Annotated in this window: 13 protein-coding genes and 2 pseudogenes; 2 read left to right on the forward strand and 13 right to left on the reverse strand. The window is 67.6% G+C overall.

Translation table 11 applies throughout. The features are described from left to right. Positions 1 to 69 precede the first annotated feature (69 nt). The 6 genes from AB0F77_RS27225 to AB0F77_RS27250 form a co-directional block, all read right to left on the reverse strand. On the reverse strand, positions 70 to 363 hold the full coding sequence (locus tag AB0F77_RS27225; protein WP_361954006.1) for a hypothetical protein: 294 nt from the start codon (positions 361 to 363) through the stop codon (positions 70 to 72). A 208-nt stretch (positions 364 to 571) separates the two neighbouring features. Beyond that, a complete protein-coding gene (locus tag AB0F77_RS27230) occupies positions 572 to 1,309 on the reverse strand; it encodes an aminoglycoside phosphotransferase family protein (RefSeq protein ID WP_361954247.1) in 738 nt (245 codons plus the stop codon). 200 nt (positions 1,310 to 1,509) lie between these two features. After that, entirely contained in the window at positions 1,510 to 2,004 is a 495-nt protein-coding gene (locus tag AB0F77_RS27235) for an SRPBCC family protein (RefSeq protein ID WP_361954009.1), read from the reverse strand. Then, entirely contained in the window at positions 2,001 to 2,375 is a 375-nt protein-coding gene (locus AB0F77_RS27240) for a metalloregulator ArsR/SmtB family transcription factor (RefSeq protein WP_361954012.1), read from the reverse strand. Before AB0F77_RS27240 ends, AB0F77_RS27235 begins: the two co-directional genes overlap by 4 nt. 427 nt (positions 2,376 to 2,802) lie before the next feature. Further along, entirely contained in the window at positions 2,803 to 4,209 is a 1,407-nt protein-coding gene (locus tag AB0F77_RS27245; RefSeq protein WP_361954015.1) for an amidase, read from the reverse strand. 103 nt (positions 4,210 to 4,312) lie between these two features. Next, complete coding sequence (locus tag AB0F77_RS27250) at positions 4,313 to 4,900, reverse strand: TetR/AcrR family transcriptional regulator (RefSeq protein ID WP_361954018.1); 588 nt, start codon at positions 4,898 to 4,900, stop codon at positions 4,313 to 4,315. 200 nt (positions 4,901 to 5,100) lie between these two features. Between AB0F77_RS27250 and AB0F77_RS27255 the strand changes: the two genes are divergently transcribed. After that, positions 5,101 to 5,709, forward strand: a complete 609-nt coding sequence (locus AB0F77_RS27255) for a TetR/AcrR family transcriptional regulator (RefSeq protein ID WP_361954021.1) — start codon at positions 5,101 to 5,103, stop codon at positions 5,707 to 5,709. Here the strand turns inward: AB0F77_RS27255 and AB0F77_RS27260 are convergent. Beyond that, entirely contained in the window at positions 5,684 to 6,241 is a 558-nt protein-coding gene (locus AB0F77_RS27260; protein ID WP_361954024.1) for a zinc-binding dehydrogenase, read from the reverse strand. The genes AB0F77_RS27255 and AB0F77_RS27260 overlap by 26 nt on opposite strands. 104 nt (positions 6,242 to 6,345) lie before the next feature. Between AB0F77_RS27260 and AB0F77_RS27265 the strand changes: the two are divergent. Further along, positions 6,346 to 6,501 (forward strand): annotated as a pseudogene (locus tag AB0F77_RS27265) (IS5/IS1182 family transposase); the annotation flags it as partial. A gap of 111 nt (positions 6,502 to 6,612) precedes the next feature. Here AB0F77_RS27265 and AB0F77_RS27270 read toward each other — a convergent pair. The 6 genes and pseudogenes from AB0F77_RS27270 to AB0F77_RS27295 all read right to left on the reverse strand — a co-directional run bounded on the left by AB0F77_RS27270 (position 6,613) and on the right by AB0F77_RS27295 (position 11,481). Beyond that, positions 6,613 to 7,470 (reverse strand): MBL fold metallo-hydrolase, encoded by an 858-nt coding sequence (locus AB0F77_RS27270; protein ID WP_361954027.1) that lies wholly within the window; start codon positions 7,468 to 7,470, stop codon positions 6,613 to 6,615. Positions 7,471 to 7,564: 94 nt separating this feature from the next. Further along, on the reverse strand, positions 7,565 to 8,332 hold the full coding sequence (locus AB0F77_RS27275; protein ID WP_361954030.1) for an SDR family oxidoreductase: 768 nt from the start codon (positions 8,330 to 8,332) through the stop codon (positions 7,565 to 7,567). Positions 8,333 to 8,616: 284 nt separating this feature from the next. Beyond that, positions 8,617 to 9,405: an IS5 family transposase gene (locus tag AB0F77_RS27280; protein ID WP_361954249.1), complete on the reverse strand. Its 789-nt coding sequence runs from the start codon at positions 9,403 to 9,405 to the stop codon at positions 8,617 to 8,619. Continuing rightward, a pseudogene (locus AB0F77_RS27285) lies at positions 9,360 to 9,485 on the reverse strand (transposase); the annotation flags it as partial. The gene AB0F77_RS27280 and the pseudogene AB0F77_RS27285, both read right to left, overlap by 46 nt. Positions 9,486 to 9,607: 122 nt before the next feature. Beyond that, on the reverse strand, positions 9,608 to 10,516 hold the full coding sequence (locus tag AB0F77_RS27290; RefSeq protein WP_361954033.1) for an alpha/beta hydrolase: 909 nt from the start codon (positions 10,514 to 10,516) through the stop codon (positions 9,608 to 9,610). A 380-nt stretch (positions 10,517 to 10,896) separates the two neighbouring features. Then, complete coding sequence (locus tag AB0F77_RS27295; RefSeq protein WP_361954036.1) at positions 10,897 to 11,481, reverse strand: TetR/AcrR family transcriptional regulator; 585 nt, start codon at positions 11,479 to 11,481, stop codon at positions 10,897 to 10,899. Between the last annotated feature and the right edge of the window lie 137 nt (positions 11,482 to 11,618).

Here is an 11,618-nt window from a genome sequence, read left to right on the forward strand (position 1 = left end):
CTCCGAATACTGGCCCCGGCCGACGATTCTGCGCCATGACCCGGGTCTTGCCGCAAGGCCCCCCGTGCGCTATAAGTTGAGAGTGGCAAGGAGTGGGTAACCTCCTTGCCTTTGCTTTTTGCTGTCCGCCGAGGACGGACAAGTGGTCGTCCAGTCCATCCAGACCTGGTCGCCCGCCACCGTTGATCCGGTGATCTTCGCCCAGCCGTAGTCCTTGCCGCTGATCGGACCGACGGGCAGCTGAACGGTGGCGCGTCCCAGCGAGACGCTCGTCTTCACGCTGCCGCTCTTGTTGTAGGGGATGCTGACGAAACCGTTGGCGTCGTTGGTGCACTCGGCCACCGATGCGTGCGCGGTGCCCACTGTCCCCACCGATCCGGCCAGTCCCGTTCCGAGCAGCAGCGCGCCGAAAGTCCGACGGTGACTGACGGCCGCGGGTGTGACGGCGTGAGCGTGGCGGGAGCGACCCTCACGCCCATGGCATGGAGAGAGGGACTGATGACCGCACACAAGACGGCAGGTCGCGTGGACCAGAAACTGTGCCAGTTGTCACGGTCGGGTCCGCGCAGCCTCACATCCGGGATCTCAGCACGTCGACCTCACAGCCCGGCGCGAACGGGTCGAAGCCGTGCTCGACCAGCCAGCGAACCGCCAGCAGGCTTCGCAAGGACCACCACCCGCGGATCACGTCGAGGTCGACGTCGGTGCCATAGCCGGCGACGACGTCGCCGAGGCGCTCCTCGTGTCCGAGTGTCAAGATGGCGAGGTCGAACAGGGCATCACCCTGGCCGGCCTCGGACCAGTCGATGATGCCCGTGACCTCGTCCCCTTCGACGAACACGTGAGTGATCTGCAAGTCGCCGTGCGTGAACACCGGAGTCCACGGCCGGAGCGCGGCCTCGGCGACCTGGCGGTTGCGGGTGACCAGGTCGGCGGGCAGCACGCCGTTCGTCACAAGCCGCTCGCACTCGCCGTCGAGCTCCGCCGCCAACTCGTCAACGCCCCGGCCGGGCCAGGGTGGCAACGGCGCGTCGTGCAACTTCCGGATGGCGGCACCCGCTTTGGCCCACGCCACCGGCGACGCGGTCGACGGCTCGCCGAGGCGGCCGAGCGCCGTCCCCGGGACCGCGGCGATCGCGAGCACGGGCGGCTTGCGCCACAGGACCTCCGGGGTCGGGACCGGTGCCAGGGCCATCGCCTGGACCTCGACGTCGATGCGCGCCTGATCGGAGTCCACCTTCAGGAACACGTCCCCGACGCGCAGGGTCGCGCGCTCGGAATGGGCGACCACGACCTTGACCTCATCCATGGCGATCAGTATCCCGGGACGACCGTCGACGTCGCCGGGATTATCGCTGTGCGACTGTGCGACTGCGCGGCTGACCGCGTCCCGCTGCTCGGCGGCCTTGGCCGTCATGAGGGTCGTGTCTTGTTCGGTGACCCTCGATCATGGCTTCAGGTCTTCGCTGTTGCGGCAGACGACCTGCACGCTCTGCGGAGGTCGGTCGGTCAGCCGAGGGTGCGCAGCACCGCGTCCAGTTGCTCATAGCCCTCGGTGACGCCGCGGTCCATGCCGCTGGCCAGGATCATGTCGCGGGCGGTCAAGTTCTCGACGACCCCGAGGACGGTGACCCGGGTGCGGCCGTCTCCGATGTCCTCGAATGTCACGGTGTCGAGGCTGACACCGTCGGGGACGCCGTCGTAGGTGAAGGTCTGGACGAGGCGCTTGTCGGGGCGTGCCTCGTGGAAGGAGCCGTAGAAGGAGGCGACTTCCTGGCCGGCGCGCAGCTGGCGGTAGCGGTAACTGCCGCCGGTGCGCAGGTCCCAGTGGTCGAACTTGGTGGTGAGGTCCTTGGGGCCGAGCCACTGTCCGACGAGCTCGGGTTCGGTCCAGGCGCGGTAGACGTGTGCGACGGGTGCGTCGAACTCGCGGGTGATGCGGATGGTCGGCAGCTGGGGGTCTGCCTCGATGGTGGTCTCGCGGAGCGGTCGGTCGGTGGTCATGGTGGGGCAACTCCTTCGTCCTGCTGGTCTTCGTCTTCCTGTGGTGTGTCCGCGTTCATGGTCGCCAGCACGTCGTCCAGGCGACGGAACCGTTCCTCGGCGTTGCGTCGGTAGCGGTCGACCCAGGCGGTCATCTCGTCGAGCATGGCCGTCTCCAGATGGCACGGACGGCGCTGTGCGTCGCGGCTCCGGCTGATCAGACCGGCCTCCTCCAGCACCTTCAGGTGCTTGGAGACTGCCTGGAGCGACATGGCGAAGGGCTCGGCCAACCGGCCGGGTGTCGCGTCGCCGAGCGACAGCCGGGCGACGATGTCCCGCCTGGTCGGGTCGGCGAGCGCGGTGAATGCCCGGGAGAGCTGGTCCTCGGCCACCGATGTCCTCCAGACACTTTTTCAACCGATTGGTTGAGGACCACGCTACGCCGGTCCCGGGCTTTGTCAACCGCTGGGTTGAAGACTCTGTTCAGGGCAGCCCGCCGTGAGTGAGGTGGCCGTTGGTGAGCCGCCAGCAGTGCTGATGGGGAGTCAGTTGCCAGGTCCGTGACGCGGCTCGTGCAAGGCCCGAGACACTCGTTGATGTCGGTGGTGGTCAGTGGCCGGGCACGGTGCCGCGGCAGTCTCCGTTTCGTACGGACATGGCAAGCAGAATGGCAGAAGGTCGCTCAACGTCGGTGCGGAGTCCGTAGCGCGGGGCCCACTCCCGTTTCGTCTCCGGCCCCGGGCCAAAGCGCCGGGCGCTTCGGGGGTCGCGGTGGCCGCGGTCCCCTCGAAGTGCCCGGCGTGCGGTGCTTTCCGGTCGTCAGATGGCGGGGTGCCGGCCACGGACCGGGCTGAGGGTCTCCAGGAGGGAGGCGATGTGCAGGATCGTCGACTCCGCGTGCAGGTTGGCCACCACCTGCACGGCGATGGGCATGCCGTCGCTGCTCGTGCCGAACCGCATGGCCAGGGCCGGGTGCCCCGTCAGGCTGAACGGGACGGTCGTCGAGCTCACGTGGAAGGGGCTGACCGTCTGGCCGTTGAGCGTGAACTCCCCGAGCTGGTGCTCGTGGGCGGGGATCGTGGTCACCGGGAGCAGCAGGATGTCGTACTTGTGGAAGTACTCCGCGAAGCCGTCCCGGATCCGCTCGATGCCCTGCTCGGCGTCGATGAAGTCTTCCATTGACGTGTCGGGCAGGTCGGCCAGGAACTTGGAATAGGTGAACATCTGGTCTTCGTGGCCCTTGGTGACCTTGTCGAAGGCCGGCTTGACCTCCATGACGGCCAGCTTGGTCCAGATGTCGAGGGCGTTGTCCCGCTCAAGGGCGGATATGTGCACGGCGTCGACCTTGGCTCCCGCGGTCCGGAGGGCTTCGGCAGCCGCCCGGACGGTTGCCGCGACCTCTGCGTCGGTCGGACCCAGTCCGGAGTCGGTGAGCCAGCCCACGCGCACGGGGCGGTCGGGGGAGGCGCCCAGGCCGGTGTCGAACTCGGGCGGGGTGGTGGAGAAGCCGTCGGCGCCATCGGGACCGGCCAGTACGGAGTAGGCCAGGACCAGGTCGCGGATGCTGCGGGCCATGGGGCCGACGTGCCAGTTGCGGCGCGGTTCGCGCGGCCAGAGGCCCGTCATCGGGATGCGCCCGTGCGTCGGCTTGAACGACACGACACCGGTGTCGGCGGCCGGTCCGCGTACCGAGATGGACAGGTCGCTCGCGAGTCCGATGGGCGACATACCGGCTGCGATCGCCGCCGACTCGCCGCCGCTCGAACCGCCGGACGAGCGGTTGACGTCCCAGGGGTTGTTCGTTCTGCCGGTCAGGAGGTTGTCGGACTCGACCCAGAACGAGAACTCCGGGAGGTTGGTCTTCGCCAGGAGGATGCCGCCGGCGCCCTTCATGCGCGCCACGCTGGTGGCGTCCGTCTCCGGGACACGGCCCGCGAAGATCGGTGAGCCGCGCTGGGTGAGCACCCCGGCGGTGTCGAACGAGTCCTTGGCCGTGAAGGGCACGCCGTGCAGCGGCCCGACCTTCACACCGGCCGCGAGCTGCTCGTCCGCGGCCTTCGCGGCCTCCAGCGCGCCGTCGGCGAGCGTGACGATGGCGTTGAGCTGCGGGTTGACGGCTTCGATGCGGTCGAGGTGCGCCTGCACCACCTCGACGGAGGTGACCTTCCTGGCGCGGATCAGCTCCGCGAGTTCGGTCGCGTCTGAACGGGTGAGATCAGTGGTCATGACGGTTCCTTGTTTCTAGACCGGTCTACTCTATTGGACCGGTCTACTCCTTTGCTTGCGCCGCCACCCCGCGGCTGGTGTGCCGCGGACTGCGGGGTTCGGGTCAGATGTGCAGGACCTGGCGGGTGACGGCCATCGCCCGGTCCAGGTGGCCGGGGTGGCCGTGGATCTTCGCCATCATGCTCGCGCCGATCCACAGGCCGTAGAGGGACTCGGCCAGTGCGCGGGGGCTGTCGTCGGCGGACACCGAGCTGTCCGCGAGGCCGTCGGCGATCATCCGCTCCAGCCGGTCGATGATCGCCGTGGTCCCGGCCTTCGTCGTAATGCGCATGGCCTCGGAGAGGTCGGCGATCTCCGCGCCCAGCTTGACGACCAGGCAGCCGCCCTGGCAGTCGTCCTTGACCTGTGTGTCGTAGAAGTACCGCCAGTACTCCGTCAGGCGCTCCGCGGCGCTCTTCTCCTTCTGGGCGGCGATGCCGTCCATGGTGGTGAAGTAGTCGTCGAAGTAGCTCTTCATCATCGCCTCACCGAAGGCGTCCTTGGAGTCGAAGTAGTGATAGAACGACCCCTTGGGTACGCCGGCCTCGGCAAGTATCTCGTTGATGCCGACCGCCGCATATCCCTTGGCCACGACGATCCGCCGTGCGGTGTCCAGGAGACTCCGGCGCGTTTCCACCTTGGTGACTGCCATGGCTGCACCGTAACACAAGAATAGACCAGTCGTCTCCGCTGGAGTCGCGAGGACGGTGCGGGTGCCGGGTGGCAGATCACGCCGACGCCGCCGACGGTGATCCCACTCAGGACTTGCGCGGCCGCCTCGCGCCAACGGCTTTCCCCTCGGAGCTGTTAGTATGCATACTGGCATACATGTAACTGCTGGAGGTGGGCGGAGTGGCGGCGCGTTCGGATGCCAAGCAAAGGATGGTGCAGGCGGCCAAGCAGCTCATGCGGGAGCGGGGATACCGTGCGACGGCCTTCTCTGACGTGCTCGAGCTCAGCGGGGCGCCACGCGGCTCGGTGTACTTCCATTTCCCCGATGGCAAGACCCAACTGGCAAGGGAGGCAGCCGACGCGCACGCACACGAGCAGGTCGAGATCATCGACCGCGCGGCGGAACAGGCAGGTTCTGCGGTCGAATTCGTCGAACGATACGTCGACCTCGGCCGCGAAGGCATGATGGCCAGTGACTTCTCACGGGGCTGTGCGATCGCACCTCTTGTGACCGAAGGCGCGGCGCAGGAGTCCGCCGAGGTCGGCGAGACCGGTCGCCGAGCGTTCTCGGAGATGATCGACCGGCTCGCGTTCCACTTCATCGCCTTCGGTGTCGACCAAGCAGCGGCCCGTTCTCTCGCCGACGCCGTGGTCGCCGGGGTTGAGGGAGCGATGATCACCTCCCGTGCCCGTCGCAGTTCCGCCCCTTACGACGCGGTGAAGGCAGCCCTGGCCGATCACGCGGCGGGCATGTCCCGGAAGGTCAGGCCTCGCTCACGTCGAGCATAACCTTGCCGACTGCTCCGGACTCGACTGCGGAGTGTGCTTCGGCGGCCTGGTCGAGCGAGAAGTGATGCAGTGGCAGGCCGTGTTCCAGGCCCACGTCGAAAGCGCGAGCGGCGACCGCATCGGTCAGGTCGTTGCCGGCGACTCGGAGTTCTGCCGCGCCTGTCGCAGGGAGCATCGCCCACTGCAGACGGGCGTTCGAGGCGATGGCTGCGGCGACGTTCAGGTCCAGCTGATTGCCGCCGTCGTTGGCGTAGATCGCCACCGTGCCACGGGATTTGACCAGTGCGAGGTCGGTGGCGAGGTTCGCGGCCGGAGCAACTTCGACCACGATGTCGATGCCCTTCGGCGCCAGCGTCCGCACCCGCTCGGCCACGTTGCCCAGCGTGTAATCGACGACCTCATCGGTACCGGCTGATCGAGCCGGCTGGGCCTTGGCGTCACTGCTGATGGTCGTGATCACGTGGGCACCGGCCCGGACGGCCAACTGGATTGCGGCATTGCCCACTGCTCCGGCGCTGCCCTGCACCAGCACCGTTCGGTCGGCCGACGAGCCGGGTCCGAGCCGGGTCGGGCCATCCTCGCTGACGGTCAGTGCCCGGTGCGCGGTGAGGCCGGGAACCCCAAGGCTCGCGCTGGCGTCACCCGTACCGCGGCCGATGGGACAAGCTGTCCGCCGGCCGACAGTCCGTCAACCAGTCCCAAGCGAAGATCTGAGCCTCGGTCGAGCAGGAGGCCGTCGCCACCCTTGAGTCCTGGCGACTCCTCCGTAAACTCCGCTGCTCAACGACCCGGTGTGTGTTCGGACTCCATTACGAAGTATCACCAGCCGAACGCACTCGCCCATGTACGCCGCCCCTCGCTCCCCTGGGTGTCGCGGAGGCGAGGATGGCGGCGCTGCCATGCTTACATGGATGTCCATGAGTCGATGCGGAACGTGCTGCCGGCGCGACTGATGTTGGCCCCGCGGGCGCCCGGGAAGTGAGCGCCGAAGACGGGCGCCACGTTTTCCGTCGCCCAGTTCAGAAGGCGCAGCCGGGACTGTGCGGCAAGCATGCCGTCGGCATCGAGGGTGTTTTGCTGTCGTGGGGCCAGGATCTGCATCGGGTGATGCACGAGGTCGCCGGCGAACAGAGCGTTCTGGCCCTGTGACGTGACAGTCAGAACGCAGGCTCCAGGTGAATGGCCAGGGCTGGCGACCAGGCGGAGAGCGTCGTTGATGATGTGTTCGTCACCGTCCCACAGTTGCGTCTTCGCATGTTCCGCGACGGGCATGACACTGTCCAGGAATGCGGTTGCGAACCCGAACGGGTCCGGTGCGTCGCCGGCCTTCGCCATGTCTGACAGGTGGTCGAAGTCGGCCTTCGGCAGCAGGTAGGTCGCATTCGGGAAGGTGGGACGCCACTCTCCGTCGTCCAGGACCGTGTTCCAGCCGATGTGGTCCGGGTGCAGGTGTGTGTTGATCACCAGATCGACGTCCTCGGGCCGGACACCGAGGGCGGCGAGCTCGTCCAGATAAGCGGTGTCCAGACCGTTGAAGGGCGGTGCGCCGCGCCCGACCTTGTGGTTACCGATGCCGGAGTCGAGCAGGACAGTCTGGCCGCCGCTGCGGATGAGGAAGCTCTGTGAGGTCAACCAGGCATCCTCCGACTCCGGTGCCCACCAGTCGGGTTCCAGCCATGAGCGCTGCGCCTCCCAGTCCTGCCGGTTGGACTCGGGCAGCAGGTCACCACGGGTGAAAAGCTTGCCCTGCCATTCGTTCACGCGAGCGACCTCCACGTCCCCGAACGTGGTGTGGCCTGTTTCCTCAATCATTGATATTCCCTTCGGATCCACCATGGTCGAAACACGCCGACTGCTACCACTCGAGCTCGACCGGCAAGAATGGCTTGTCCTCGGGAGCCTCCTTGCGGGCCTTCAGGGGCCGCTCGGCCGGCGCGCCGACGGGCACGCGCAGCGGCGGCTCGGGCCGCTCGATCGTGTCGGCTACCACGGAGGCCACCTCTTCCGGGGTGACGACCTCGCCGCGCAGGGCGCCGAGCTGCTTGAGGAGCGGGAGGTAGGGGTCGTCGGCGGCGAAGAAGGACTTCGCCCCTGCGGCGCCGTCGGTGGCGACCGCACCGGGCTGAACGATGCTCACCTTGACGCCGAAGTGGCCCGCCTCCAGAGCCAGCCCCTCAGCGATGGCCTCCAACGCCCACTTGCTGGCGCCGTACGGGGCGATGATCGGCAGCACCAGCCGACCCTGGATGCTGGAAACGAACACCAGCCGGCCCGCGCCCCGCTTCCGCATCTGCGGCAACACGCCCTGGGCCACCCGCAATGCACCCAGGGTGTTGAGCTGGAACAGGCTCTCGACCTCGGAGAGCGGAACACTCTCGAGTGGTGCGCGGACGGTCGCGCCGGCGTTGCTGACCATGACATCGATCTCGCCGGCGTCCTGGACGGCCTGGTCGACACTGTCCTGGTCGGTCACGTCCAGCCTCAACCGCTGGTCGACAGGAAGGTCGGCCAGCAATTCCGGCTGGCGGGCGGTCGCGATGACCCGATGGCCCCGGCTCGCCAGTTCGACGGCGATGGCACGGCCTATGCCCTTGGACGCGCCGGTGATGAGTACGGACGACATGACGAATCTCCTCGTTGTGGACTGCGGATGGTGCTGGTGGAACGGACGCACATGGCGACGGGCCCCGGTCGCCGCGTGGCGCTCGCAAGGTCGTGAACTACGCGGTTTCGGGTAGATCCACGCCCGTACGAAGTCGCCGTCCTCGATCTCGAACAGGCGCAGGCAATCGAGAGCCGAGACCGCGAACGGGCACTCGGTCCACCCGTCGTCCCTGGCAGATTCTCGGTGCCAGTGCGAAGCGTCTCAGCGCCACACCCTCCATATTATGCATGACGGCATACATTTCAACTTGACGTGTGGAACATCTTGGAATGTCTGCGAGAACGCCCGCGGAGGCGGGACGGAGTGGCTGTAGCGGGGATGGCCGGGCCGCTACCCTGCTCACGTGAGCTCCGGGTGCAGGTGGACGACACAACCCGCACGAGCATCGACCACACCAACGCGGTCTTGTCGTATCTCGTCGCGATGCCACGGAAGTGCTTGAGCGCGTTGAAACACCGCTCGACAGCGTTGCGGCGCCGGTAGATCTCGCGGTCGAAGCCTGGTGGCCGACCGCCGCAGCGGCCCCGGTTACGACGGTGGCGCTGCTGGTCCATCTTCTCCGGGACGGTGCGGCCGATTCCGCGTTTGCGCAGGTAGAAACGGAGTCCGCAGGAGCTGTAAGCCTTGTCGGCCACCACGTGGTCGGGACGGCAGCGGGGTCGGCCGAGACCCGTACGGGGTCCCCGGATGCGTTCCAGCAACGGCTGGGCGCAGACGCCGTCATGCCGTTGGCCGGGGCTGAGGAGGATGGCCAGCGGTCGTCCCCGGCCATCGCAGGCGAGGTGGATTTTGCTGGTCAGGCCGCCTCGGGATCGGCCGAAGGCGTGATCGTCCGGTTCCTCCCGCCGGTGCCGCCCCCTTTTCGGCCGGTGGCGCCGGCGTGCTGGTGGGCCCGGACGATGGTGGAGTCGATCTGTACCAGCCAGTCGGTGTCGCCGGCCGTGTCGGCCTGGGCCCGGATCTGCTGGAGGGCGCGGGTGAAGACGCCTTCCAGCGGGTAGCGGCGGAAGCGGGTGTAGACGGTCTTCCAGGGCCCGTACCGTTCGGGCAGGTTACGCCAGGTGATGCCGGTCCGGAGTTCATGTCGGCGCACTTGACCGTGATCCACCACCTAGCGATCTTTGAAGGCGGACCCTAGTGCCGTCGGCAACCCAGGACGCCCGCGACATCCTGGTGCTGAGCCTGCTCTCCTCCGCGGTGGGTTCACGTTGCGTGGCCCCGGAGGTCGCCGTGTCAGCTCTGTGTGCTCGCCATCTTCTCGATCTCCTTGAGTACGAGGGCGGGGCGGTCCTTCGGTACGTCGTGCGAGCTGCCCTCCGCGGTGACGAGGGTCCGGTTCGGCCCCTGTCGTACGAACGTCGCCGCGGCGTCCCGCCAGCGCTGGGCGTCCTCGGGCGATCCGTCGAAGGGGGTCTTCTCCGACACGATGACGGTCGCGGGGACGGCGTCGGGCCACGCGATCTGGTGGTACGCCTTGTGCATCGGGACGTAGCTCTCCGCCGTGGAGATCAGCTGCATGTTCTGCGGGTTGGAAGGGTCCTTCTTCGCGGCGTCGACCGCGGGCTGGTTGGCGGCGACGATGCGGGCGATCTCCTCGTCCGTGTACAGCGGAGGCAGACTCGCGTCGACCAGCACGGAGCCGGACACCAGCCCGGGGTTCTCCTTGGTGAGGTAGGTGGCGATCTCGCCTGCCTGCGAATGGGACACGAGGATCACGTCCTTGGTCACCCCGAGCTTCTCCAGACCCGTCTTCAGGTCGCTGACGGCGCTCTTCACCTGCCACGGTCCGGCGACCGCCTCGCTCCGGCCCAGTCCGGCCCGGTCATAGGTGATGATCTCGGCGCCGGTGGCCGTGTGGAGCTCGGTGACGATGTCCTTCCAGTACGAGGAGCCCTCGCCGCCGCCTGCGTCCAGGACGATGACGGGGCCGCTCCCGTCGGTGACGTGGAAGGCGAGGCGGTGACCGTTGTTCTCGACCATGTGCAGCTTCGTCTCCGCCGCAACGTGTGCCGAGGAGGTCGAGGCGGACGCGGAGGAGCCCTCGTCGCTGCACGCCGTGAGGACACCGGCGGTGACCGCCAGCAGGGTGATGCCGGACATCGCGCGGTGCATGTGTCGGCCGGAAAGGTGGAGACGCGCCATGAGTGATCCCTGGGAAAAATGCTGCGGTTGTGTTCGGACACGCAGAATTCTTCGTCCGTCACCGAGCTGGAGGACATCCGGCAGCCACCCGATCAGTGGTGTCGTTGATGCCACGGGGAAAGGTGGGGGTAGCCCCCGGCAACATGCAAGCGGTGTCGGGCACTTGGCCGCAGTCCCTGCTGTGGTGGCGGCCAGGTGCAGCCGAGGTCCGGCGGACCGAAGCCGCCGCACCACGGTCTTCGACAGGGCAAGTACCCCCGTTTCCATGCCCACTTCACTCCGACCAGCTCACCAAAGTCGCTCCGCCGGCCACAGCCACCGCAAACCAGCAAGCGACTCAAGCCCGCGATGTCCGGCGCATCGCGCTGGAGCGCTTCACGCTAGAGGCTCTGCGGCTCCGTCTGGATCCCGTTGAAGACCGTGGCGATCAGCCGTCGGCCCTGGGCGACCCCGTCGTCGTTGGGTGCGACGCGCCACAGGAAGCTCATCAGCATGATGAGGTCGGCCGGGTCGTGGCCGGGCGCGATGGTGCCCTCGGCGACGCAGGCGTCGACGAGCCTGCCGACGGCCTCGCTCGCCGGGCCCCAGGCCTCCGCGACGACTTTCTGGGCGGCGGCCGAGTGCAGCGCGTCGCCGAGGCCGTGCTTGCGGCGGATGTAACCGGCGAGGGTCTCGAACCACTCGATGAAGGCGGCCTTCGCCGAAGTGCAGCGGCTGAGTACCTCGTCGGCCCTGCTGACCAGTTGGTCGACGTCGTGCTGGTAGGCGGCGACGATCAGTTCGTTGCGGGTCGGGAAGTGCCGATAGAGCGTCCCGATGCCGACGCCGGCGTGCTTCGCGACGTCGCTGAGCGGTACGAGGGGGTTTTCCCCCAGTAGCTGGTGTGCTGCCTCGATGATCGCCACACGGTTGCGCGCGGCCGCCTTGCGCTGGGTGCCGTAGCCGGTCTGTGTCTCCTCGCTCATGACTGAATTCTGCCTTCGTTTGACTCGCGGATGATCCTCCGCTAGTTTGGAATTACTTGCGGAGCATCCTCCGCATCACATGACTCTATCAGGACCGCCCGGCTGGAGACGCCGCCAGTGCCTGGCACTTCGCGGCC

This window comes from Streptomyces sp. NPDC026672, assembly GCF_040638185.1.
Taxonomy (GTDB): Bacteria; Actinomycetota; Actinomycetes; order Streptomycetales; family Streptomycetaceae; genus Streptomyces.

Coding starts and splice junctions, on each gene's coding strand:
- AB0F77_RS27230 (WP_361954247.1), bottom strand. CDS start 1,309: ATGGATGAGGTCAAGGTCGTGGTCGCCCATTCCGAGCGCGCGACCCTG.
- AB0F77_RS27235 (WP_361954009.1), bottom strand. CDS start 2,004: ATGACCACCGACCGACCGCTCCGCGAGACCACCATCGAGGCAGACCCC.
- AB0F77_RS27245 (WP_361954015.1), bottom strand. CDS start 4,209: ATGACCACTGATCTCACCCGTTCAGACGCGACCGAACTCGCGGAGCTG.
- AB0F77_RS27250 (WP_361954018.1), bottom strand. CDS start 4,900: ATGGCAGTCACCAAGGTGGAAACGCGCCGGAGTCTCCTGGACACCGCA.
- AB0F77_RS27275 (WP_361954030.1), bottom strand. CDS start 8,332: ATGTCGTCCGTACTCATCACCGGCGCGTCCAAGGGCATAGGCCGTGCC.
- AB0F77_RS27290 (WP_361954033.1), bottom strand. CDS start 10,516: ATGGCGCGTCTCCACCTTTCCGGCCGACACATGCACCGCGCGATGTCC.
- AB0F77_RS27295 (WP_361954036.1), bottom strand. CDS start 11,481: ATGAGCGAGGAGACACAGACCGGCTACGGCACCCAGCGCAAGGCGGCC.